The sequence below is a fragment of the Arthrobacter sp. AOP36-A1-22 genome, from assembly GCF_052377615.1.
GTDB lineage: Bacteria > Actinomycetota > Actinomycetes > Actinomycetales > Micrococcaceae > Arthrobacter_H.
This window is the reverse complement of sequence record NZ_JBQSWX010000003.1, coordinates 23,766-48,012: the sequence shown is the minus strand read 5'-3', so window position 1 is coordinate 48,012 and position 24,247 is coordinate 23,766. Positions and strand designations below refer to the sequence as shown.

Genomic DNA, 24,247 nt, shown 5'->3' with positions numbered 1-24,247 from the left:
CTAGGCCCCCAGACCGGCCAGTGCCGAGGTCACGGCTTCCGGCGTCGGATCCGGAAGGTGGCCGACCAGTTCGCCGTCGCGCATCAGCACGACTTCGTCGGCGTAGCCGGCGGCGGCCGGGTCATGGGTGACCATGATGATGGTCTGGCCCATTTCGCGCACCGAGGAGCGCAGCAGCGAGAGCACTTCGGCACCGGTGCGTGAATCGAGGTTGCCGGTGGGTTCGTCACCGAAGACGACGGCGGGGCGGGTGAGTAGGGCGCGGGCGACGGCGACGCGCTGCTGCTGTCCGCCGGAGAGTTCATGCGGCTTGTGGCCCAGCCGGTCCCCGAGGCCCAGGGTGTCCACGACGGTGGCGAGCCATGCGGCGTCGTGCTTCTTCCCGGCGAGTTGGAGCGGCAGCAGGATGTTCTGCTCCGCGTCCAGGGTCGGGACCAGGTTGAAGGACTGGAAGACGAAGCCGATCTTCTCGCGGCGCAGGCGGGTCAGCTCGTTGTCGTTCATCGAGGTGATCTCCTGCCCGGCGATCGTGATGGAACCGCTGGTGGCCGAATCCAGTCCGGCCAGGCAATGCATGAGCGTGGACTTCCCGGAACCGGAGGGGCCCATGATGGCGGTGAAGCGTCCGGCGGTGAAGCCGATGTCGACGCCGGCCAGGGCGTGGACCGCTGTGCTGCCGCTGCCGTAGACCTTGGTGAGGCCGCGGGCGGAGACTGCCTGGGTGGTGGTGGGGGTGTTGGTGATCGTCATGCTCCAAACCTATTGGCCCGGGTGCCCCTGCCGGATCAACCCGGTGGAGGGTCTTGGAGGCCCGCCAGGTCATACCGGGGTATGACATCGGCACCAGTCAGCGGTTGATCCGGACCACCCGCCGGGGCTTTTTGGTGTGGCGATCACGGCCCGCGAACCCCCAGAACGGCAGAATGAGCCCATGACTGTGCGTTCCTCCACTGCCGCCGCCGTGCTGGCCCCCGTAATGACCCTGGCCCTGCTGACCGGCTGCAGCACCCCGGCCGAGCCGGAAGCCTCCCCGAGCCCGGCTGCCTCCTCGGCGTCGTCCACGCCCAGCCCCTCCGCCCCGGCGGTGAAGACCCCAGGGATGAAGAAGGACCTCGCAGGATTCGCCACCAGCCTCTACACCGGGGAATCCGTGCCCGCCAGCGGACCGGCGGCCCAGGCGCTGAAGAAGGCCCAGGCACCCGGGAAGGCCGCCACGGTGAAGGCGTCGACCGGGACCTGGAACAAGGAACATTTCGCCGTGCTCACCAGTGGCAAGGACGTCACCCTGGTGGTGAAGAAGAAGGGCAGCTGGACCGCGGTGGGCGGCTGGTGGCCCTCGTTGGGGATCCCGAAGGAGGCATTGGGCGGAAAACGCCATGTGCTGCTCATGGGCTCCGACGCCCGGGAAAAGCAGGGGGAGAAGATCGAAGAGGCCCGAGCCGATGCCTTGCAGCTGGTCGGGGTCGATGGCCACGGCGGCGGTGGGGTCATGGGCATCCCGCGTGACCTCTGGGTACCCCAGGCCAATGGCCGCAACGCCAAGATCAACAGCGCCTTGTCCACCGGCGGGCCCGACGCTCAGACGAAGGTCGTCTCCAAGGCCACCGGCCTGCCGGTCCAGGGCTACGTCCTGACCGGCTTCACCGGATTCCAGAAGATGATCGACGAGCTCGGCGGGATCACCATCAAGGCCCCGATGAAGGTGCGGGCGGTGGAGAAGGGCACGCAGAAGGTCGACGGGTACGACGCCTTCTGGTTCACCCGCGAACGCAAGACGCTACCCAACGGCGACTTCGACCGCACCTCCAACCAGGGGATCGCACTGGCCGGGATCGGGGCCAAGGCGGTCGCCGAGGGGCCCTCCGGATTGGCGAAGATCCTCGACATCGCCGATGAACACGTCTCCACCGATCTGACGGCAGCACAGGCGCTGACCTTCGGGGCCTGGGCCTACCGGATCGAGTTGAAGAAGATGGGCCACCAGGTGCCCACCGCCGATTACGGGCGCAGTGCCGACGGCCAATCGATCCTGGAGATCACCGGCGCAACCCGGAAGGTATTCGCGGACTTCAAGGACGGAAATCTGTCGAAGTAACGAAGAATATCGCCAATCGTGTCCTTTTCGTTACAATGGCAGAGGCGTCGTTTGGCGTCTGACCCGGTGAAGGAGGCGGATGCGCGCGACGACCCCATACTCGACCCCGCGCTCCACCCTGCGCTGGGCCGCCATCGCCGGCGCCCTGGTGCTGGGCGGTTCCCTCGCCATCGCGCCCGCTTCCGCCGCTGAAACATCCAACGCAGTCAGCGTCAACGCCGCCGACACCGCGGACCAGACCGACACCGACACGCCGGGGGAGACCCCCGAGGTCACCCCGGAATCGCCGATCACCCCGAGCGACACGCCATCGAAATCTCCCGGGCCGGAAACCCCTTCCGAGACGGCGGACCCCGATGAATCCCCCGGGCCCACCGAGCCGACGGAACCCACTAAACCCACTGAGCCCGTTGACCCCACGGAGACGACCGACCCCACGACGGAGCCCTCCAGCCCGGATCCCACGACCCCGCCGCCCTCGTCGACGTCCCCGTCGCAGCCCGGCTCCTCCTCGGGGTCCAGCGGGTCGTCCTCGGATTCGAGCTCGAAGCCTCCGGCCCCGGCACCGTCGACGATGCCGTCGAAAACCACCCCGGGGGTCATTCCGGCACCACCGAAGCCCCCGCGGTATCCCTCGAAACCCGGCAGCTCGACCAGGAGCCCGTGGCCCGGCCAGTCCTCCAAGAACATCAGGACCCCGCACCCGGAAGCGCGGTATGGCGCCCGCGATGCCGCCACGGGGTTCCTCATCGACCCGGCCACCGGATATCCGATCCACCCCAAGACCGGGCTGCTCATCGAACCCGGTACCGGACGGATGCTGGTGCGTGGATCGTTGGAGGCCAGTGATTTCGTCTATGACCAGGCCTCACAGAGCGTGAAGCTCTCCATCGAACAGGACGATGGCGGCTCCGATGCCGCGAAACCGGTCCCTTCGGCCGGGGCCGGGGTCGGGGGCACGAACGCCGCGGCCGTCGTCCCGACCTCGAAGGCCACGAGCCAAGCCGGGGACTCCGCCGACCGGCCTTCTGTCGTGATGGATCTGGTCACCTCGCCATCGGCCCCCGCCGTCGGGCTGGGTGCCCTGCTGGGGCTGGGCGGGCTCTGGTACTTCTTCGTCTTCATCCACCAGCCCAAGGAAAAACCCCGCTACCGCCGCTGAAAAGCGATCATGGGGTGACGACCCCGGTGGCGTAGGCAATGACCACGGCCTGGACCCGGTCGCGGGCCTGCAACTTGGACAGGATCCGCCCCACGTGGGTCTTCACGGTCGCCTCGGACAGGAATAGTTCGGCGGCGATCTCCGGGTTCGACTTGCCCCAGGCGATGAGTTCGAAGACCTCGGCCTCGCGGGCCGTCAGTGAGGCCACGGCCGCCTCGTGCCCCGACGTGGTGGCGGCCGGCTGGCGCAGCATCGGGGCGACATGGTCCAGCAGCCGCCGGGTGGTGGAGGGGGCGATCACCGCATCCCCGCGGAAGACGGTGCGGATGGCCTCGAGGAGTTCCTCCGGCGGGGCGTCCTTGAGCAGGAACCCGCTGGCCCCGGCATGGATGGCCGCCAACGCGTATTCGTCCAGATCGAAGGTGGTCAGCACGATGATGCGGGGGTCGGCCCCCGGCCCGTGTTCGAGTAGTTTGGCCGTCGTCTGGATCCCGTCCATTTCGGGCATGCGCACATCCATCAGGACGACGTCGGCGCGGGCCAGCGCGGGGGAGGCGAGGGCTTCACGGCCATTGGTGGCTTCGGCCACGACCTCCAGGTCGGGCTGCGAATTGATCAGCATACGGAATCCGCTGCGGACCAGGAGCTGGTCGTCGACGAGAGCGACGGTGATCGGGGTGTTGGGCTCGGTGTCCACTTAGTCCTCGGTGTAGGGGATGAAGATGCTGGCGGAGAATCCACCGGTGCTGCGCGGACCGGTCTCGATGCGTCCATCGTAGAGGCCCACCCGCTCGGCCATGCCGACCAGACCCTGGCGGGCCCCGACATTGTCTTCGGTCGCCGCCGCACCGCGCCCGTCGTCGGTGACTTCCACGTCCAATCCGGTGGAGGTCCATTCCAACCGGACCTGCGAGGAAGCGGCCGGCCCGGCGTGCTTGATCGTATTGGTCAACGCTTCCTGGATGGCCCGGTAGGCGGTCAATTCCGCCCCCGGCGGGAGCTCACGGCGGGGCGCCCCGGTGATCGAGGAGGAAACGTCCAACCCGGCGGTCCGGGTTTCGTCCAGAAGCCATTCGATATCGGCCAGCGTGGGCAACGGGCGGGTGGAGGCTTGCTCGTCGCCCCGCAGGACACCGAGTAGCCGGCGCATCTCGCGTAGCGACTTTCGTCCGGTTTCGGAGAGCGTGCCCAGCGTTTCGCGGGCGACCAGCGGATCGTGTTCACTCGCGTAGCGGGCACCATCGGCCTGGGTGATGATGACCGAGAGCGAATGGGCGACGATGTCGTGCATCTCCCGGGCGATGCGGCCGCGTTCATCGGAGGCGGCGAGGTCACGTTCCTGTTGGCGTTCGATCTCCAACCGGCTGGCCCGGTCGGACAAGGCCTGCATGGCCAGACGTCGGGTGCGGGCAAGGTCGCCGAACGTCCAGGCGACCAGCACGATCAGGGCCAGGCCCACGAGGTTGGGCAACAGGTGCAGGCCCAATGCCTGCCCGGTCGGGTTTCCGTAGCGCAGCGTGGCCAGCAGGGCCCCGAGCATGCCGGCGCCGAGACCGGCGGAGGAGGCCCAACGCTTGCCGTACTTCGCCAACGTAAATACCACGATCGGTACGGTCACTTGGGAGGGAAGGAACGTCGGGATTAGGACGACCTGCAGCAGGCATCCCAGCACGACGACGGCACTGCTCAGCAGCAGATGGGAGCGCCGCCAGATCAGCGGCAGGACCTGCAACGACGCGATGATGAATTCGATGACGCGGTGCTGTCCGGAGAATCCGCCCAGGAGGAAGGCCGACAGCGTGAGGAGCAGCCACAGTCCGATCGCCAGGGCCCCATCGACTTTGCCCGGGTGGTTACGGATCCAAACATCCAGGATGCGGTGCGGGGTCATGGACCTACTCTACTTTTGGTCGCCCCCGCCCCGCGTCATACCGTGGTTGTAGCGGTGCTCTGGGGTGTACGGGATCCGTTGACTTGGTATCAAATGGTGAGACGGTTTGTCCGCTATCCGGACAGGGCAATATTCTGGAAGCATGAGCAACGCGATTGATTTGGCCGTCATCCCTGGTGACGGCATTGGCCCAGAGGTCATTGCCGAAGCCCTCAAGGTCCTGAAGAAGGCAACCGAAGGCGGGGAACGTTCACTGCGGTTCACCAACTACAGCCTGGGCGCCCAGCACTGGTTGGAAACCGGCGAGACCCTCACCGATGAGACCCTCGAATCCCTGCGCGCCCACGAGGTGATCCTTTTCGGCGCCGTAGGTGCCGCGCCGGGGGATACCCGCATTCCTTCGGGCCTGATTGAACGCGAACTGCTGCTCAAGCTGCGCTTCAGCCTCGACCACTACATCAACTTGCGCCCGTCGCGCCTGTATCCCGGGGTCCCGAGTCCACTGGCACATCCCGGGGACATCGATTTCGTCGTCGTCCGCGAGGGCACCGAGGGACCCTATGTCGGCAACGGTGGTGCACTGCGTGTTGGCACCGAGCACGAGATCGCCACCGAGGTCTCCGTCAACACGGCCTATGGAGTCGAAAGGGTAGTCCGAGAGGCCTTCCGCCGCGCCAACGAGCGTCCGCGTCGCCATGTCACTCTGGTGCATAAGCACAACGTTCTCGTCCATGCAGGGCACCTGTGGCGCAGAACAGTCGAAGCCATCGCCACCGAATATCCGGATGTCACCCACGACTACATGCACGTCGATGCCGCCACGATCTTCATGACCACGGACCCTTCACGTTTCGATGTCATCGTCACCGACAACCTCTTTGGCGACATTCTCACCGACCTCGCGGGGGCGGTCACCGGGGGGATCGGACTGGCGGCCTCGGGGAACATCAACATGCTGGGTACGGGTCCCTCGATGTTCGAACCGGTGCATGGCTCGGCTCCGGACATCGCGGGACAGCAGATCGCGGACCCGACCGCGGCGATCCTCTCCGCGGCGCTCCTGCTTGAACATGTGGGCCTGGCCGATGCTGCCCGCCGGGTCGAAGCCGCAGTTGAAAAAGATCTGGATTCACGCGCGGAACTGACCGATCCGCGATCAACTGCGGAAGTCGGAGACGCGATCACGCTGGAGCTGTCATAAGCTGGTGCCGGAACAACGTCCCGTGTGAGGGGCGGCACGAAAACTTTGCAGAGGAAGTGCGTAGGCACCATGGAATTCTCACAACAGCTCTCCACCACCCCCAAGAGCGCCGAAGAACGCGCCAAGATTCTGGCAGATCCCGGATTTGGCGACTACTTCACCGACCATACCGCCGTCGTCGACTGGACCCAGGATGCCTCCGGCAAGGGGGTCTGGCACGATGCCCGGGTCGAACCCTATGGTCCGATCATGATGGACCCGGCGGCATCGGTCCTGCACTACGGACAAGAGATCTTCGAGGGGTTGAAGGCCTACCGCCACGCGGACGGAAGTGTCTGGACCTTTAGGCCCGAAGCGAACGCGGCACGTTTCAACACCTCTGCCCGTCGGCTCGCCCTGCCCGAACTGCCCACCGACGTGTTCATTGATTCGCTGAAGCGGTTGGTGTCCGTCGATGTTGATTGGGTTCCGTCCGGCGAGGGCGAGGCGCTGTACCTGCGTCCATTCATGATCGCCACGGAAGCCTTCCTGGGCGTGCGCCCCTCCCATGAGGTCTCCTACCGTGTCATCGCGTCACCGGCGGGAAACTACTTCGGGGGAGAGCTCAAGCCGGTTTCCATCTGGCTATCGACGAGCTATGCCCGGGCCGGTCACGGGGGCACCGGTGAAGCCAAATGTGGTGGTAACTACGCCGCATCGCTGGCCGCCCAGCTCGAAGCAGAAGCCAACGATTGCAAGCAGGTCCTCTTCCTGGATCCCACCAACGACTTCGCCGTCGACGAATTGGGCGGCATGAACGTCTTCTTCGTCTTCACCGATGGCACCCTGGTCACCCCGGAACTGAACGGGAACATCCTGCATGGCGTCACCCGGTCCTCGGTGATCGAGCTGGCCCGTGAGCGTGGCCTGACGGTGCAGGAACGCAAGATCACCATCGATGAATGGAGAACCGCGGCAGCCGACGGCTCCCTCGCCGAGGTCTTTGCCTGCGGTACCGCTGCGGTCATTACTCCCATCGGGGAACTGAAGACCACTGATGAATCGATCGTTACTCCCGAAACCGGCCAGGATTCGGTGGCCATGGCCATCCGTGAACAGCTGCTTGGTATCCAGACCGGAGCCGTCGAAGACACCCACGGCTGGCTGACTCGCCTCGTCTAGGAAAGACGTATTCCGAATCGGACTCATCTGGCCCGACACCAACGCAACGCCGTGGCCCGCGTAGGTGTCGGGGATGGCCTCCGTGGAGGAGCCACGCTGACAGCAGTCGAGGTCTCCAGGTAAACGTCCAGATGCCCTGGACCGCCCGTGGACGACGGAGCACCAGGAGGGGCCCGGCCAAGTGGAGGCAGGCTGGGCAGGTCCCATGGGAACTGGCCAGCACCCAACCCCTCACGATTACCGAACTGGCGAAGCAGGCGCGGGTCACCACGCGTCTCTCCAGGGATAACTCGAAGCGGGCGAACTGTCTCTGTCGATTGATCGGATGCCGCTCCGAGTCCGAATTCGAGGACCTGAGGGGTGACGCAGCCTGCATTGAACCGGTGGTGCCGGACCGGGCTTCGCGAGTGGAGAAGCATTCGAAACTGCCTGGGCCTGAGAGCAACGATGAAAAATGAATCGGGCTAGCGTCGGTGCAATGACCTCCGAGACCGAGACGGACCTCATAGACTTGGGTCATGCGCATTCTCGTTACCGGCGGAGCCGGGTACATCGGCTCACATACTGTTCTCCAACTACTTGAAGACGGGCATGATGTTCATGTTCTGGATAACCTGTCGAATTCATCAGTCGAAGCACTGAGGCGGGTTGCGGAACTAGCGGGACGTGAAGCCTCCTTGCACGTGGCGGACCTACTGGATCCGGCAGCACTTGATCGAGTATTCACCGAGGCGGACCCCGAAGCAGTTATTCACTTTGCCGGGTTGAAGGCCGTTGGTGAATCGGCGCTGAAACCGCTCTGGTACTACCGAAACAACGTCGTGGGGACGCTCAACCTGCTTGAGACGATGGAAGCCCACGACGTTCGTACCATCGTCTTCAGCTCATCCGCCACGGTCTATGGCGAAGCAGGAGGCACCGTGGAGTACACGGAAGCCCTGCCACTGGACGCCATGAACCCTTATGGGCGGACCAAGATGCATATCGAACAGATCCTGCAGGATCTGGCGGCCTCGGATGGACGTTGGAAGATCGCCAATTTACGGTATTTCAACCCCGTGGGAGCCCATGAATCAGGCCGAATCGGCGAGGACCCGCAGGGACTGCCGAATAATCTGATGCCCTTTGTCGCTCAGGTTGCCGTTGGGCGCAGAGAGAAAGTGAATGTCTTTGGTAATGACTATGACACGGCAGATGGCACCGGTGTCCGGGACTACATCCACGTAGTGGATCTGGCGGCAGGGCATCTCAAGGCCCTCGAATACCTCGTGGCCCACGACGGACTGCACTCCTGGAATTTGGGTAGCGGTGTCGGGACGTCCGTCCTGGATGTGATTCAGGCTTTCTCCCGTGCTTCGGGGAAAGAAGTTCCATATGAAGTCACCGATCGCCGACCTGGGGACCTGCCGGCGTACTGGGCGGATCCCACGTTGGCTCGAGAGGAACTCGGTTGGAAATCAGAGCGTGGGCTCGAGAACATGGTGGCTGATGTCTGGCGCTGGCAATCAGCCAACCCGGAAGGCTACCGGGAACTGGCTCCCGAGGAGATGAGCCCGGATGAATCCCATTCGAAATCTCGAAGAGCTGACTTGAGCGGAAAACGCCCTACCCCCGGGGACGCGGATCGCGACGACCACGATTCCTCTACTAGGCTGTAACCCATGCGTATTGCTCGGTTTGTACTAGACGATGACCCCATGTACGGCGTAGTCGACGGCGAAGAAGTCATCGTCATCGCCGGTGACCCCTTCTTCCAAGGCATCAAGCCCACCGGTGCCCGTCACCGGCTCGACGATGTCCGGCTACTGGCCCCGATCATCCCGCGCTCGAAGGTCGTCTGCTTCGGCCGCACCTACGCTGAACATGCCCGGGAAATGGGCAACGAAGTACCTGTCACTCCGTTGATGTTCCTCAAGCCGAACACTTCGGTGGCCGGCCCTGGTGACCCGGTGACCCTTCCTGCCTTTTCCGAAGAAGTGTCCTACGAAGCCGAACTGGCCGTCGTGATCGGCCGCATCTGCAAAGACGTTCCCGCGGACAAGGCCGGGGATGTGATCTTCGGGTACACCTGTGCCAACGATCTCACGGCCCGTGACGTGCAGAGAACCGATAACCAGTGGGCCCGTGCCAAGGGCTGGGATGGTGCCTGCCCCATCGGCCCATGGATCGAAACGGAACTGGATGTCGAAGACGTGCGGATCCAGGGACGCTTGGACGGCGACACCGTCCAGGACGGGGATACCACCTTGATGGTCTGGAGCGTTCCCGATCTGGTGGCGTATGCCTCGCAGGCGTTCACGCTCTTGCCCGGCGACATCCTGCTGACCGGGACACCTGCCGGGGTCGGACTGCTCCGTGAAGGGCAGCGTTTCGATGTAGAGATCGAGGGCATCGGCACGCTCACCAACACGTTCCGTCGCTAGAGGCAGCTGCTATGTACGGAAAGCGTCGCGTCGGACGGGCCATCAGGGAGTCGATGACGGAGACCCAACGGAGCCGGGCGGCCCGCCCTGCCTGGCAGAAGCGCCGCTCCGCTTTTTGGGCGACCGCATGGGCATTGGCCGTCTGCTCACGGATCTCCTACCGGGCAGGATGGCCTGTTCCGGTCACCACCACGTTGTTGGTCATCGCCATCGTGGTGGCCGTGGCACTATTGACCCGCCGTATTGTCACAGCGGTACGTGGCAGGAGTCGGACCGCAGAGCGATGACGCGGATCAACTTCCCCTGACCGTATTAGGATGGGTGGCATCATGATTGAGCCATCCCAGATTCCCATCGTCACCGACGAGACCCCTGTCCGCGTCCGTTTCTGCCCGTCCCCGACCGGGACCCCACATGTCGGACTCATCCGCACCGCACTGTTCAACTGGGCCTATGCCCGGCATACCGGCGGAAAAATGGTGTTCCGGATCGAAGACACCGACGCCAAGCGTGACTCCGAGGAAAGCTATCGTCAGCTCCTCGACGCGCTCGACTGGCTAGGCATCACCTGGGATGAAGGTGTCGACGTCGGCGGCCCGCACGAGCCCTACCGGCAGTCCCAGCGCGCAGATATCTATCAGGACGCGATCGCGAAGTTGCGTAGCGCCGGGCACCTCTACGAGTCGTTCTCCACCCCTGAGGAAGTCGAGGCACGCCACCGTGCGGCGGGGGAGGACCCCAAGCTCGGCTATGACAACTTCGATCGGACCCTCAGCGAGGACCAGATCGCCGCCTTCCGGGCCGAGGGGCGGGAGCCCGTCCTGAGATTGCGCATGCCGGATGACGATCTGACGTTTACCGACCTCGTTCGCGGTGAGATCACCTTCAAAGCCGGGTCAGTCCCCGATTTTGCCGTTGTCCGCGCCAACGGGAAGCCACTCTATACCTTGGTGAACCCCGTGGATGATGCCCTCATGGGGATCACCCACGTCCTGCGCGGCGAGGACATCCTCTCCTCGACGCCACGACAGATCGCCCTGTACCGCGCGATGATCGATGTGGGAATCGCCGAACACATGCCCCTCTTCGGGCATCTGCCCTACGTCATGGGTGCCGGCAAGAAGAAGCTCTCCAAGCGTGACCCCGAGGCCAGTCTCTTCCTCCACCGTGACCGGGGTTTCATCCCCGAAGGCCTGTTGAACTATCTGGCGTTGCTGGGGTGGAGTCTGTCGGCAGACGAAGACATCTTCACGCGCGACCAACTGGTGGCGGCTTTTGATATCCACGACGTACTCGGCAACCCGGCCAGGTTCGATGTGAAAAAGGCTGAGGCCATCAACGGCACCCATGTTCGGATGCTTGAAGCGCGGGATTTCCGCGACCGATTGGTTCCTTATTTACGGGCTGCCGGAGTCACGGGGGAGACGCTGACCGCAGAGGAGGAGCACATATTGGACCAGGCGGCGCCTTTGGTCCAGGAACGCATCACCTTGCTGGGTGAGGCACCAGAGATGCTCGAGTTCCTTTTCCGTGGCGATGACGAGATCGTGATCCAACCGGAAGCTCTCAAGGGCATGCCCGGAAATGCCGACGAAGTTCTCGACGCGGCCCTGGCCGAGCTGACGGAACTGGTCGCCTGGGACGCGGAATCGATTCAAGGGGTCTTGCGCGCAGCGCTGATCGAGAACATGGGTATCAAGCCGCGGCTTGCCTTCGGTCCGCTGCGTACCGCCATGTCAGGTAAGCGTGTCTCGCCTCCGTTGTTCGAATCCATGGTCATCCTGGGCAAGGATTCATCCCTGAAGCGCCTGCAGAACTTCAGGACCACGCTGGTCTGAGCGTCCATTGCTGGGCGCGAACAGCCGATTTTGGTTTTGTCGGAATCCTCGGGTAAAGTTATTTCTCGTGCCGAGGCCTACGGAACATCCCGGAAAGGATGTGAACGTAGTCCGGCAAACCATTGGGATATGGTGTAATTGGCAACACATCGGTTTCTGGTACCGACATTCTAGGTTCGAGTCCTGGTATCCCAGCGCTACAGCCGGGGCAGATTCTGCGCCGGCTGGCATTGTCCGATGAGCAATCAGGACAAGCTATGGCCCCATCGTATAGCGGCCTAGTACGCCGCCCTCTCACGGCGGTAACGCGGGTTCGAATCCCGCTGGGGTCACGTTCACCAGAACAGGGCGGCATCAGCCCTCAACGATGCGAGCTATGCGGCCCCATCGTATAGCGGCCTAGTACGCCGCCCTCTCACGGCGGTAACGCGGGTTCGAATCCCGCTGGGGTCACCTGTCGAATTTCGCGGTACATCATCATGATGTGCCGCGATTTTCTTTTGTACCCCAAGGCCACGCGCGGGGCGGTTCCTTTGAGCTGGTTGCACTGTTCCGCCGCCTCGTTTGGCATGATGTAGTCGTGACTTCCCTAGACAGCGATGGCCAAGCAGGACCGCCGGCCCTCGGACTACTCCATGAGTGCCGGTCCGCCCTTGAAGCGGTGCGCTTGCCACTTGACCTTCCAGAGGCCAACCGGGTGCGCACCAGCGTGCTGGACGCGAGGGTCCAACTCGATGACTACGTCCTGCCCCGCTACCGCAGCCTCGACGCCCCGCTTCTGGCGGTGGTCGGTGGTTCAACGGGCGCCGGAAAGTCCACCCTGGTCAATGCGTTGGTCGGTCATCCGGTGACGCGGGCCGGCGCCATTCGTCCGACCACGCGACAGCCCATCCTCGTCCATCATCCGGATGAGCGAGACTGGTTCGATGGGAGCCGTATCCTGCCCGGTCTTCCACGCGTGAGCGGCAGCGCCGAACCAGGGGCGGAACTTCCCGGGGCGGCAATCACCAAGGCCGTTGGGACGGATGAAGGCCCAGCGACCATGGGGCGGCCATCGTTGCTGCTCCTCGGCCACGCAACCATCCCGCAAGGGATTGCGTTGCTGGACGCACCTGACATCGACTCGGTGTCTGACGCCAACCGTGAACTGGCAGGGCAGCTGCTTTCGGCAGCCGATCTCTGGATCTTCGTTACTACCGCCAACAGATACGCCGATGCCGTGCCCTGGCAGCTTCTGACGGATGCAGCCTCCCGCGAGATCACCGTGGCCATTGTCCTGGACCGTGTCCCTCCGGGTGTCGACGACGAAGTCGCCGCCGATCTGCGGGCGATGCTCGACGGAAAGGGGCTGGCGGCCGCCGAACTCTTCGTCGTCCAGGAATCCACGCTGGATGGGCAAGGCATGCTCTCCGACGCAGCCGTGGCACCCGTGAGGAAATGGTTGGCCGGGATTGCCCAGGACAGTGCCGGCCGGGCCGCAATCGCGCGCAAGACCCTCAGTGGGGTGATCGCCAGCCTGGCCCGCCTCTTATTAGAGGTCGTCGAGGCCCAGGAGGCGCAACATGCTGCCGGAGACCAACTGACCGTCCATGTCGCCGACGCCTACGCTGGTGCCGCGCAGCGCATTGCTGAGGCGACCAGCGAAGGAACACTGTTGAGGGGCGAGGTTCTGGCCCGGTGGCAGGACTTCGTGGGGACCGGGGAGTTCTTCCGGTCGTTGGAATCGAACATCGGCAAGGTCCGCGACCGCATCGGGGCGTTTTTCTCCGGGAGGCCACAGCCAGTCAGCACCGTCGAAGAAGCCATCGAAACTGGTTTGCACGCTGTCATCGTCGACGAAGCGGCGAAGGCGGCAGAACAGTCGGAGAACTTCTGGCGGGCGGATCCTGCGGCCCGCTCACTTCTTGGCGACGTCGATTACGGATCGACCTCCGAGGGATTCAGCGATCGCGTGGCAGCGGAAATTCGTGACTGGCAAAACGAGCTGTTGGCCCTGATCAGATCGGAAGGATCCGGAAAGCGTTTCACCGCGAGGATGGTGTCCTTCGGCGTCAACGGTGTTGCCGTCGCCCTGATAGTTGTGGTGTTTGCCTCCACGGCTGGATTGACCGGACTAGAGGTCGGCATCGCCGGTGGTACCGCCGTGGTCGGACAAAAGCTGCTTGAGTCCATTTTCGGAGAAGACGCTGTCCGGCGCTTGGCCAAAACGGCGCGTGAAGGGCTCGAAGAACGTGTGAAGCAACTACTCGACGAGGAAGGTACCCGATTCCTCGATCTGTTGAGGGGTATCCCGACGATGGAGGAGATCGCCAGCTTGCAGGACGTGTCCGGACGGCTGGAACAACTGGCACAGACCACTGCGAAAGAGTTCAAATGAGCCGCCGGGGCAAGGAAGCGGTGACCACACCGTTGATCGAACGACTCGAAGCGCTCCAACATGCCTCCGAGCTTGGCACGGGCCGGGTGCCCCAGGCGCAAATCGAGAAAGCGGACGCCGTGCTGGAACAGGCTTCCACCCGCAGGTCCCTGTCCGCCGAGCACACCGTCGTTGGATTCTTCGGTGCCACCGGCAGCGGCAAGTCCTCGCTTTTCAACGCGGTGACCGGCAGGGATCTGGCCCGTGCCGCGGCCACGCGCCCGACGACCAGCGTGCCCTTGGCCGGGGTGTGGCAGGCCGAGGGCAGTGATGATCTCCTGGATTGGCTGCAGGTTCCCGAACGCCACCAACTTGATCAGCCGTTGGGTACGAGTCGGGCCGGGCTGTTGCGACGACGAAGCGGCCAGGCCAGCGGGCTGATCCTGGTGGACCTTCCGGATTTTGATTCCACGACGGCAGGGAATCGCGAAACCGCGGAGCGGCTTGCCGGCCAGGTGGATGTCCTGGTGTGGGTGCTCGATCCACAAAAATATGCCGATGCCGCGGTTCATCACGAATTTATCCGTCCACTGGCCGCATATGCCGGGATCACGCTCGTGGTGTTGAACCAGATAGATCTCCTGGATTCCTCGGATCGCACGGCAGTAATCGAGTCCCTCCGCGGCATTCTGGAGACCGATGGTCTGCGCCGTCCACGGCTCCATGCCGTGTCGGCGAAATCCGGGGAGGGCATCGATGGATTGCGTGAAGCAATTGCCGATGTTGCCGTTGCCCGATCGGCGTCGACGGATCGCCTACTTCAGGACGTGGCGGCTGCTGCGGACGGTCTGGTGGGACCAACTCACTCAGCGGCGGCTCCTGAAGCGGGAGCTGGAGAGGACCCGGCAGTGGCCATCGGGAGGGGGCTGACCGAACCTGGCACTGCCGAGCAACGAGCACTGGCTGATCACTTGGCGGATGCAGCCGGTGTGGAAACCGTGGTTGCCGCGACCCGGACCTCCTACCGGCTTCAAGCTCGAGGTCGGACCGGCTGGCCGGTGACCCGGTGGTTGTCGAGGCTTCGTCCCGATCCCCTGCGGCGGCTCAACCTGCGCAGCCGTGACGTCAACCCTGCAGTGAACAGGACGTCATTACCGGCGCCCGGTGCTGCCCAACGGGCCCAGGCGGATTCTGCGGTGAGGCTCTTCGCCGACGGGGCAAGCAAGGGTGCTCCCGAAGCTTGGCGGGGATCGATCCGACGTGCCGCCCGGGCGAGCTCAAAGAACCTGCCCGATGCACTGGATCAGGCCATAGCCTCAACAAATATCTCGGCAGGGCGCGGGTCCTGGTGGTGGCCCGTCGTATCGGTCGTGCAGTGGGCCGCCTTGGCTGTGGCTCTGGCCGGGGCTGGATGGCTGGCCGTGCTGGCGATCATGGGATATCTCCAGTTCGACGCCCCTGCGGTCCCCCGGGTTGAAGGATTTCCTGTGCCGACGTTGATGTTGGTCGGGGGAGTGCTGCTGGGGATCGTCCTCGGTCTGGTGACCGGTCTCCTGGCTCGGGCAGCGGCTTCCGGGAGGGCCCGAAGGGCGCGTAGGGAACTCAGGGCATCCATCACCCGCGTGGCGCAGGACCTGGTGGTGGAACCGGTGAATGCCGAAGTCAGTCGCTTCAACAACTTCGGTTCTGCCGTTCGGAGGGCCCGTGGCTGAGACTCCGGATCAGGAACGCACGGTGGCCGGGATCGGCGAAGCAGGGGTCCTGAAGCGGATCCTGCCGCGCCTGCGCGGTGCCGACATGCTGCTGGGCCCCGGGGACGACGCGGCCATCATCTCCGCACCGGGAGGACGCTTCGTGGTGACCATCGACACCCTCGTCCAGGATCAGGACTTCCGCCTGAACTGGCGCAACGGCTATCAGAGCACAGGATATGACGTCGGCTGGAAATCGGCGGCGCAGAACCTCTCGGACATCAACGCCATGGGCGCCGTGGCGACGGCCGCAGTGATTAGCCTGACGCTCCCCCCGGAGACACCGGTGTCCTGGGTCGAGGGGATTGCCGACGGCTTCTCGGACGCCGTGCGGGAACTCGGCGCCGACCACTGTGCGCTGGCCGGCGGGGACCTGAGCTCGGGCGGTGAGCTGTCGATCACGGCCGCCTTGACCGGTATGATTCCTGGTTCCGAGCTACTACGGAGCGGGGCCCGTCCAGGTGACATCGTCGCCGTCTGCGGGGTGATGGGTGCTGCCGCGGCCGGCTTGGACCTGTTGGAATCCGAGCATGACTACGCTGCGCTCGGTCCATCATGCTCGACCGTCGTTGAACGCCAGTGCCGGCCGCGGCCGCCCTTGGACGCAGGCCCCCGGGCAGCAGCCGCCGGAGCCACGGCGGCGATGGACCTCTCCGACGGGTTGGTCCGTGACGCGGGTCGGTTGGCAGAGGCCAGCGGGGTGTTGATTGAGTTGGAATCCATGGCGCTTCGGGCCCACCTCGTTTTGATGGGGCACAAAGGCCTCGATCTCGGGGCCGTTGCGGAACTGTTGGAGCGGGAGCCCTTGGGTTGGGTTCTCGGTGGGGGAGAGGACCACGGGTTGCTGGCAACCTTCCCTCGAGAGACCGCTCTGCCGCAGGGGTTCGTGCCCGTCGGCCAGGTGGGCCGCGAGAAGACCGGCGAGGGACCCCGGCAGCGGATATTCCTGGATGGCCAGCGGTATCCTTCAGGAGTCGTGAAGGGTTCCCCCGAAGGATTCGACCATTTCAGCGAATAAGGTGCAGGAAAGTCGCACCTAGACCGTTGGCTTCTTCAAGGCATCGCTGAGTTGGGCGGCCATTCGGCACACGATTTCCGAATGGGCTTTGCCCGGCTGACGACCGAGGCGTTCGATGGGACCCGAGATCGACACTGCCGCGATGACCCTGCCGGAGGGTCCGCGGACGGGTGCCGAAACCGAAGCCACCCCTTGTTCCCGTTCCCCCAGGGATTGGGCCCACCCGCGCCGTCGTACGCCGGCAAGGATGGTGGGGGAGAAGCGGGCGTGGCTGAGTCCGTGAAGAAGCCGTTCGTGGTCTTCCCACGCCAACAGGACCTGGGCGGCGGAACCGGCCTTCATCGAAAGCTGGGTTCCCACCGGAATGGTGTCACGCAAACCCACGGGGCGTTCTGCCGAGGCAACGCAGACCCGGTTCTCGCCCTGGCGCCGAAACACCTGCGAGCTTTCTCCGGTGGCGTCGCGCAACTGGACCAGGAGGGGGCCGGCGGCGGCGATGAGGCGGTCCTCACCGGCTGCCGAGGCCAGTTCCACCAGCCGGCTCCCGAGCATGAAGCGCCCGTGGATGTCCTTTCCCGCCAGCCGATGGTGCACCAGGGCCTGGGCCAACCGATGGACCGTGGGGCGTGAGAGTCCCGTGGCTGCGACCAATTGAGCCAGACTGATGGGGCCGGCCTCGAGCGAATCGAGAACCAAAGCTGCCTTGTCGATGACGCCGACCCCGCTTGATGTGTCCATCTATTGATACTAGCGTCTCAACATATGAGATGCACGTCATTCTGCTAGCGTGCGGAGTGTCGCTGGTGGTGTCCTAGATAGCGAGGGAAGAATCCAGGAGGAACCCAATGTCTGAACAGGAACGATCCACGGCACCCACCACGCCCAAGACGCTGGCCGAAAAGGTCTGGGACGCACACGTGGTCCGAGAAGGTGGTGGTGAGGGCTCGGCACGACGCCCGGACCTCATCTACATCGACCTGCACCTGATTCACGAAGTGACTTCCCCGCAGGCCTTCGAAGGACTGCGACTGGCCGGCCGGCCGCTGCGTCGGCCGGACTTGACCATCGCCACCGAGGACCACAACACTCCGACATTGGAGATCCACAAGCCCATCGCGGACCCGACGTCCCGTACCCAGATCGAGACGCTGCGGGCCAATTGCGCCGAGTACGGTGTGAGGCTGCACTCGTTGGGCGATCAGGAGCAAGGAATCGTCCACGTCGTGGGGCCGCAGCTGGGCCTGACTCAGCCCGGGGTCACCGTGGTGTGCGGTGATTCCCATACCTCCACCCACGGGGCGTTCGGCGCGCTGGCCTTCGGCATCGGCACCTCCGAAGTCGAGCACGTCATGGCGACCCAGACCCTGTCATTGAAGCCGTTCAAGACGATGGCCATCAATGTCGAGGGGACGCTGCGTACAGGTGTGACCTCCAAGGACATCATCCTGGCGGTCATCGCCAAGATCGGCACCGGCGGCGGACAGGGATATGTGCTGGAATACCGTGGATCGGCCATCCGTGCGCTGTCCATGGAAGCCCGCATGACGATCTGCAACATGTCGATCGAGGCCGGCGCCCGCGCAGGTATGGTCGCCCCCGACCAGACCACCTTCGACTACCTCGAAGGCCGCCCGCACGCCCCGGAGGGCGAAGACTGGGATGCTGCCGTGGACTATTGGAAGACGTTGCGTACCGACGAAGACGCCCGGTTCGATGCCGAGGTCAACGTCAACGCCGATGAACTCGAGCCTTTCGTCACCTGGGGGACCAACCCCGGCCAAGGAGTTTCACTCTCCGAATCGGTCCCCGCCCCCGAGGACTTCCAGGACGAGAACGCACGTGCCGCCTGCGAAAGGGCCTTGACCTACATGGATCTGTCAGCGGGCACCCCGATGAAGGACATCCGAGTCGATACCGTTTTCTTGGGCTCCTGTACCAACTCCCGCATGGAGGATCTGCGCTCTGCCGCCAACATCATTAACGGTAGGCAGAAGGATCCGGAGATCCGCATGATCGTGGTTCCCGGTTCCGCGCGCGTGCGCCTCGAAGCCGAAGCCGAAGGATTGGACCGGATCTTCAAGGACTTCGGCGCCGAATGGCGCTTTGCCGGCTGTTCGATGTGCCTGGGCATGAACCCGGACCAGCTGGCCGAAGGAGAGCGCTGTGCCTCCACCTCCAACCGCAACTTCGAAGGCCGCCAAGGTAAGGGCGGTCGCACCCACCTGGTCTCCCCGCTGGTGGCAGCAGCCACCGCCATTCGGGGAACCCTGAGTTCGCCCTCGGACCTGGAACCAGCCGACGGTGCAACCGTCTCAGCAGCCTAAGGAAGCAGACATGGAAAAGATCACCACACATACGGGTATCGGCGTTCCGCTGCGGCAGTCGGATATCGACACCGATCAGATCATCCCCGCCGTCTACCTCAAGCGGATCACCCGCACGGGCTTCGACGACGCGTTGTTTGCCCGCTGGCGCAAGGATCCCGAGTTCGTGTTGAACCAGGAATCCTTCTCCCAGGGTTCCGTCCTCGTGGCCGGACCGGACTTCGGGACCGGCTCCTCCCGTGAGCACGCCGTCTGGGCGCTGAAGGACTATGGTTTCCGTGCAGTCCTCTCGTCGCGTTTCGGCGACATCTTCCGGGGCAACTCCGGTAAACAGGGGCTGGTCGCTGCGCAGGTCGACCAGGGTGATATCGAGCTCATCTGGAAGGAACTCGATAATCATCCAGGGACCACGGTCACCGTGGACCTGGAATCGCGGACCGTCAGCTGCGGATCGCTCGTCGCACCCTTCGAGATTGACGACTACACGCGTTGGCGGCTCATGGAAGGCCTGGATGACATCGGCCTGACCCTGCAACAGGAGCCGGATATCACCGCCTACGAGCAGACCAGACCGAGCTGGAAGCCGAAGACGCTTCCCGCAAAATATTCCTGAGCGTAGGTGTTCCACACTTCCGCCGACAGCGAATCGCGCACGCCGAACCGCCGCGCGTTCAAAGGTCGTCGGGGTTGGTGGCTGTATGCTTGCCGAGAACCTTCGGAGAACTCGAAGAACCATACAAGTGTGAGGTTTTGATACATGGGCAAGGTCCTGACTATCCACGGCGGCGTCCCGCTACAGGGGAGAGTAAAGGTCAGGGGGGCCAAGAATCTAGTTCCGAAGGCGATGGTGGCTTCTCTTTTGGGAAACACCCCCTCGGTACTGCGCAACGTTCCGGAAATCAAGGATGTCGACGTCGTCACGAGTCTGTTGCAGATCCACGGCGTCACGGTCGAAAAGGATCCTGAATCCGGTGATCTCACCCTCGACCCCCAGGGCGCCAAGACGGCCCCGTCCAATGAGATCGATGCCCATGCCGGGGACTCTCGTATTCCGATCCTATTCTGTGGCCCGTTGATCCACAGCATCGGTGAGGCCTTCATCCCCGATCTCGGGGGATGCAGGATCGGGGACCGCCCTATCGATTTCCATTTGGACGTCCTCCGCAACTTCGGTGCGGTGGTCGATAAGCGTGCCAATGGCATTTCGATCAGTGCGCCGCACGGTCTCAAGGGCGCCAAGGTGGATTTGCCCTATCCGAGTGTCGGTGCCACCGAGCAGGTCCTGCTGACGGCCGTCCGTGCCGAAGGCATCACCGAACTCACCGGTGCTGCGGTGGAGCCTGAAATCATGGACCTGATCGCGCTCCTGCAGAAAATGGGTGCCATCATCACGGTCCAGACCGACCGGGTCATCCGGATCGAGGGGGTCGCCGCGCTCCATGGTTACAACCATCGTGCCATTCCCGACCGCAATGAAGGGGCCTCGTGGGCCTCTGCGGCGTTGGCCACGCGGGGAGACATCTATGTCGAGGGAGCGGACCAGCAGGACCTGACGTCCTTCTTGAACACCTACCGCAAGATCGGTGGGGACTTCGAGGTGCACGATGATGGGATCCGCTTCTTCCACCCCGGAGGGGAACTGAAGCCTCTGGTTCTCGAAACCGATGTCCACCCCGGATTCATGACCGACTGGCAGCAGCCCCTGGTGGTTGCCCTGACCCAGGCCCATGGGGTCTCGATCGTCCACGAGACTGTCTATGAAAACCGTTTCGGGTTCACCGAGGCCTTGGTGCGCATGGGAGCAACCATCCAGTTGCACCGCGAATGCCTCGGCGCGGTTCCCTGCCGTTTCGGACAACGAAACTTCAAACACTCGGCAGTGATCACCGGCCCCTCGCAGCTCATGGGCCGCGATATCGACATTCCGGACCTACGCGGAGGTTTCTCGCACCTGATTGCGGCCCTGGCTGCCGAGGGGACCAGCCACGTGACCGGTATCGAGCTGATCAGCCGTGGCTACGAGCGTTTCCTGGACAAGATCCAGGGCCTCGGAGCGCGCGTCGAAATCAGCGAAATCGTCTAGGGCCCGCATGAAGGAAGAACGGGGACAGCGACTGGTCTTCGGGGTGCTGGCCGGTATTGCCAGACCCCTGATGAACGTGCTGATGGCCAAAACCTGGATCGGGTTCGATGACCTGCCGGCAGGCGGATTCATCGCCTGCCCCAACCATGTCACGGAGCTCGACCCGGTGGTGGTGGGCCATGCCTTCTACAACCAAGGGCGCCTTCCGCGGTACCTCACGAAGGATTCGCTGTTCAAGGTTCCACTCCTGGGGGCAGCCTTGCGGGCTTCCCGACAGGTTCCGGTTTCCCGAGCCACTTTGGGTGCCAGCGGATCCCTCGCTATCGCGCAGGAGGTGTTGGAGGCCGGGGACGTGATCATCATCTATCCCGAAGGATCCCTGACCCGCGACCCCGAGGAATGGCCCATGCGCGGACGCACCGGGGCCGCCCGGCTCGCCTTGCAGACCGGCGCTCCGGTGGTCCCGATCGCCCATTGGGGGGCCCAGAAAGTTCTGCCCCGGTACGGAAAATCCTTGAAGATCCTTCCGCGGAAGCGGGTCTATGTGAGGGCCGGCGAGCCGGTGGATCTCGATGATCTGCGGGACCAGCCGATGACTCGCGCAGTTCTCGACCAGGCAACCACACGAATCATTGCCGCCGTGTCGGTCGAGGTCGGGGAACTCCGTGGCGAGCAGCCACCGGAAACCCCATGGGACCCGGCCGCGCACGGACAGGCTGCGACAGGACGTATGAAGTCAGAAGACAAGAACCGCACCGAAGACGACCGACCGGGAGGGGACCGATGAGGCCAACACCGCAGAAGATTGCCGTTCTCGGAGCCGGGAGCTGGGGAACGACCTTCGCCAAGGTCCTGGCGGACTCTTGTGCCGACAACGGAACCACGGTCCAACTTTGGGCGCGTCGTGCCGAGGTCGCCGAGGAAATCACCTCGAAGCACACGAACTCGACCTATCTGAAGGAGACTGTCCTTCCGGCCAACATCATCGCCTCGTCGGATGCCGCAGCCGTCTTGGCCGACGCGGAAATGGTCGTGCTGGCTGTGCCGGCCCAACAACTCCGCGAACAACTCCGGAACGTAGCAGGCCTCATTCCGGCAGGCGCCGTCATCGTGTCCTTGATGAAGGGGCTCGAGCGCGGCACCGATTCACGGATGACGGAAGTGATTGCCGAGGAGCTCGACCGAACCCAGGACGAAATTGCCGTGGTCTCCGGCCCGAACCTGGCCATGGAAATTGCGCGTGAGGAGCCTACCGCCTCGGTGGTTGCCTGCCCGGACGGGGATACCGCGGCATGGATCGCCAACGCGTGCTCTCCCGACTACTTCCGGCCCTACACGAACACCGACCTCATCGGAGTCGAAATCGGTGGCATCGTCAAGAACGTCATCGCCTTGGCCGTCGGCATCTGCGACGGCCGCGGGATGGGAGACAACACCAAGGCCTCCGTCATCACCCGTGGATTGGCCGAAACGACCCGGTTGGCCCTGGCCATCGGTGGAAAACTGGAAACCATGTCCGGACTTGCCGGTCTGGGAGACCTGGTTGCCACCTGTTCCTCGCCGCTTTCACGCAACCGCACGGCCGGTAGGTATCTGGGCAACGGGCTCACCCTCGAAGAAGTCAACGACACGATGACGCAGACGGCAGAGGGCATCAAGTCCGCCCGAGCCGTGTTGGACCTAGGGCGGAACGTGCAGGTGGAAATGCCGATCACCGAGGCCGTCGTCATGGTCCTCGAAGGCAAGCTCACCGTTTCCGCCATGGCCGAACGCCTGCTGGGCCGCGAACTGAAATCCGAGGGAGAGGGCTCATGAGCGAGACCAAGAAGACCAGAACACGGATCGCACTGCTCTTCGGCGGCCGGTCGCCGGAACACTCCGTGAGCTGTGTCACTGCCGCCGGGATCCTCCGGGTCCTGGACCCGGAGAAATACGAAGTCATCCCCATCGGTATCACCCGTCAAGGACAGTGGACCATCGAGGAAGCCGACCCGGAGTCCTGGTCGCTGAGATCGGGCGCAGCACCTGAGGTCGAGCCCAGCAACGAGTCCCTGCAGTTCTCCCACACCAACGAGGCGAGCGAACTCGTTGGACACAGCAAATCCGGGGCCATGCGGAGCCTTGGGGGAGTAGACGCAGTCTTCCCGGTCCTGCATGGATCCTTCGGTGAGGACGGGACGGTCCAAGGTCTGCTGGAAATGGCGGATATCTCCTATGTAGGTTCCGGCGTTGCCGCCAGTGCGATCGGTATGGACAAGCACTTCGCCAAGCTTGTTTTCGAAGCCGCCGGGCTGGAAATCGGTCCCTACGAAGTGATCACCGACAAGGAATGGCAGCGTGATCGCCAGTCCTGTCTGGACCGGCTGTCGCGCTTGGAATATCCGATCTTCGTGAAACCTGCCCGGGCCGGATCCTCCGTGGGCGTGAGCCGGGTGGCTGATCAAGCGGGCCTGGTTGAAGCCATCGACGCGGCGCGCGAGCACGATCCGAAGGTCATCATCGAACAGGGCATTGCCGGCCGTGAAATCGAATGCGGTGTTCTCGAAGGACGCGGCTCGGACGCACCGCGCACCTCCTTGCCCGGAGAAATCGAGGTCACGGCCGGGGCCGATACCTTCTACGATTTCAACGCCAAATACGTGGACGGGGGAGCCGCGGAGCTCACCTGCCCGGCCGCTCTACCTGAAGACCAGATCTCGATCATCAGGGAACAGGCTTCCATCGCGTTCGACGCGATCGGTGGTGAAGGCCTGGCTCGAGTCGACTTCTTCTACACCGATGACGGCCGCTGGATCATCAACGAGATCAACACCATGCCCGGCTTCACCCCGGTGAGCATGTACCCGCGTATTTGGGGAGAAACCGGAATCGGCTACGCGGAACTCGTGGACGAACTGATCTGGTTGGCCGTGAACCGAAAAACCGGTCTTCGCTAGGCCCCGGT

At 63.8% G+C, this 24,247-nt stretch carries 21 protein-coding genes and 3 tRNA genes; 20 read left to right on the top strand and 4 right to left on the bottom strand.

All coding sequences use genetic code 11. The features are described 5' to 3' along the window. Positions 1-750 (bottom strand): ABC transporter ATP-binding protein, encoded by a 750-nt coding sequence (locus ACT3S2_RS02795; RefSeq protein ID WP_444561180.1) that lies wholly within the window; start codon positions 748-750, stop codon positions 1-3. A gap of 181 nt (positions 751-931) precedes the next feature. On the opposite strand from ACT3S2_RS02795, the gene ACT3S2_RS02790 reads away from it, so the two are divergent. Together ACT3S2_RS02790 and ACT3S2_RS02785 are read left to right on the top strand one after the other, a co-directional pair. Further along, on the top strand, positions 932-2,095 hold the full coding sequence (locus tag ACT3S2_RS02790) for an LCP family protein (RefSeq protein WP_444561179.1): 1,164 nt from the start codon (positions 932-934) through the stop codon (positions 2,093-2,095). Between the two features lie 79 nt (positions 2,096-2,174). After that, positions 2,175-3,257: a hypothetical protein gene (locus ACT3S2_RS02785; protein ID WP_444561178.1), complete on the top strand. Its 1,083-nt coding sequence runs from the start codon at positions 2,175-2,177 to the stop codon at positions 3,255-3,257. A 7-nt stretch (positions 3,258-3,264) separates the two neighbouring features. Here ACT3S2_RS02785 and ACT3S2_RS02780 read toward each other — a convergent pair whose 3' ends face one another. Together ACT3S2_RS02780 and ACT3S2_RS02775 are read right to left on the bottom strand one after the other, a co-directional pair. Further along, entirely contained in the window at positions 3,265-3,954 is a 690-nt protein-coding gene (locus tag ACT3S2_RS02780; RefSeq protein ID WP_444561177.1) for a response regulator, read from the bottom strand. Beyond that, complete coding sequence (locus ACT3S2_RS02775) at positions 3,955-5,148, bottom strand: sensor histidine kinase (protein WP_444561176.1); 1,194 nt, start codon at positions 5,146-5,148, stop codon at positions 3,955-3,957. It abuts the gene before it with no gap. 142 nt (positions 5,149-5,290) lie between these two features. Here ACT3S2_RS02775 and ACT3S2_RS02770 point away from each other — a divergent pair, with 142 nt between their 5' ends. The 12 genes from ACT3S2_RS02770 (at position 5,291) to thiL (ending at position 16,896) form a co-directional block, all read left to right on the top strand. Then, the gene (locus ACT3S2_RS02770; RefSeq protein WP_444561175.1) at positions 5,291-6,349 is read left to right on the top strand and encodes a 3-isopropylmalate dehydrogenase; all 1,059 of its coding nucleotides are present in this window, start codon (positions 5,291-5,293) and stop codon (positions 6,347-6,349) included. A gap of 69 nt (positions 6,350-6,418) precedes the next feature. Further along, a complete protein-coding gene (locus tag ACT3S2_RS02765) occupies positions 6,419-7,510 on the top strand; it encodes a branched-chain amino acid aminotransferase (RefSeq protein ID WP_444561174.1) in 1,092 nt (363 codons plus the stop codon). A 518-nt stretch (positions 7,511-8,028) separates the two neighbouring features. Continuing rightward, a complete protein-coding gene (gene galE / locus ACT3S2_RS02760; RefSeq protein WP_444561173.1) occupies positions 8,029-9,168 on the top strand; it encodes a UDP-glucose 4-epimerase GalE in 1,140 nt (379 codons plus the stop codon). Between the two features lie 3 nt (positions 9,169-9,171). Continuing rightward, entirely contained in the window at positions 9,172-9,933 is a 762-nt protein-coding gene (locus tag ACT3S2_RS02755) for a fumarylacetoacetate hydrolase family protein (protein ID WP_444561172.1), read from the top strand. Between the two features lie 53 nt (positions 9,934-9,986). Then, positions 9,987-10,220 (top strand): hypothetical protein, encoded by a 234-nt coding sequence (locus ACT3S2_RS02750; RefSeq protein WP_444561171.1) that lies wholly within the window; start codon positions 9,987-9,989, stop codon positions 10,218-10,220. 42 nt (positions 10,221-10,262) lie between these two features. Beyond that, entirely contained in the window at positions 10,263-11,771 is a 1,509-nt protein-coding gene (gene gltX, locus ACT3S2_RS02745) for a glutamate--tRNA ligase (RefSeq protein WP_444553456.1), read from the top strand. Between the two features lie 123 nt (positions 11,772-11,894). Continuing rightward, positions 11,895-11,966 (top strand) — tRNA-Gln (locus tag ACT3S2_RS02740). Positions 11,967-12,030: 64 nt separating this feature from the next. Beyond that, positions 12,031-12,103 (top strand) — tRNA-Glu (locus ACT3S2_RS02735). A 48-nt stretch (positions 12,104-12,151) separates the two neighbouring features. After that, positions 12,152-12,224 (top strand) — tRNA-Glu (locus tag ACT3S2_RS02730). A 127-nt stretch (positions 12,225-12,351) separates the two neighbouring features. Beyond that, entirely contained in the window at positions 12,352-14,148 is a 1,797-nt protein-coding gene (locus ACT3S2_RS02725; protein ID WP_444561170.1) for a dynamin family protein, read from the top strand. Beyond that, positions 14,145-15,839, top strand: coding sequence for a GTPase (locus tag ACT3S2_RS02720; protein WP_444561169.1), 1,695 nt, complete (start codon positions 14,145-14,147; stop codon positions 15,837-15,839). Before ACT3S2_RS02725 ends, ACT3S2_RS02720 begins: the two co-directional genes overlap by 4 nt. Continuing rightward, the gene (gene thiL / locus ACT3S2_RS02715; RefSeq protein ID WP_444553453.1) at positions 15,832-16,896 is read left to right on the top strand and encodes a thiamine-phosphate kinase; all 1,065 of its coding nucleotides are present in this window, start codon (positions 15,832-15,834) and stop codon (positions 16,894-16,896) included. The genes ACT3S2_RS02720 and thiL overlap by 8 nt, the downstream gene beginning before the upstream one ends. Positions 16,897-16,914: 18 nt before the next feature. Here the strand turns inward: thiL and ACT3S2_RS02710 are convergent, their stop codons facing one another. Further along, positions 16,915-17,634, bottom strand: coding sequence for an IclR family transcriptional regulator (locus ACT3S2_RS02710; RefSeq protein ID WP_444553452.1), 720 nt, complete (start codon positions 17,632-17,634; stop codon positions 16,915-16,917). Between the two features lie 107 nt (positions 17,635-17,741). Here ACT3S2_RS02710 and leuC point away from each other — a divergent pair, with 107 nt between their 5' ends. The 6 genes from leuC (at position 17,742) to ACT3S2_RS02680 (ending at position 24,239) form a co-directional block, all read left to right on the top strand. Next, positions 17,742-19,220: a 3-isopropylmalate dehydratase large subunit gene (leuC, locus tag ACT3S2_RS02705; protein WP_444553451.1), complete on the top strand. Its 1,479-nt coding sequence runs from the start codon at positions 17,742-17,744 to the stop codon at positions 19,218-19,220. Positions 19,221-19,230: 10 nt separating this feature from the next. After that, positions 19,231-19,833, top strand: coding sequence for a 3-isopropylmalate dehydratase small subunit (gene leuD, locus ACT3S2_RS02700; protein ID WP_444553450.1), 603 nt, complete (start codon positions 19,231-19,233; stop codon positions 19,831-19,833). A gap of 144 nt (positions 19,834-19,977) precedes the next feature. Then, positions 19,978-21,303, top strand: coding sequence for a UDP-N-acetylglucosamine 1-carboxyvinyltransferase (murA, locus tag ACT3S2_RS02695; RefSeq protein WP_444553449.1), 1,326 nt, complete (start codon positions 19,978-19,980; stop codon positions 21,301-21,303). A 7-nt stretch (positions 21,304-21,310) separates the two neighbouring features. Next, positions 21,311-22,090, top strand: coding sequence for a lysophospholipid acyltransferase family protein (locus ACT3S2_RS02690; protein WP_444561168.1), 780 nt, complete (start codon positions 21,311-21,313; stop codon positions 22,088-22,090). Next, positions 22,087-23,118: an NAD(P)H-dependent glycerol-3-phosphate dehydrogenase gene (locus tag ACT3S2_RS02685; RefSeq protein WP_444561167.1), complete on the top strand. Its 1,032-nt coding sequence runs from the start codon at positions 22,087-22,089 to the stop codon at positions 23,116-23,118. The genes ACT3S2_RS02690 and ACT3S2_RS02685 overlap by 4 nt, the downstream gene beginning before the upstream one ends. After that, a complete protein-coding gene (locus ACT3S2_RS02680; RefSeq protein ID WP_444561166.1) occupies positions 23,115-24,239 on the top strand; it encodes a D-alanine--D-alanine ligase family protein in 1,125 nt (374 codons plus the stop codon). Before ACT3S2_RS02685 ends, ACT3S2_RS02680 begins: the two co-directional genes overlap by 4 nt. Positions 24,240-24,247: the final 8 nt, after the last annotated feature.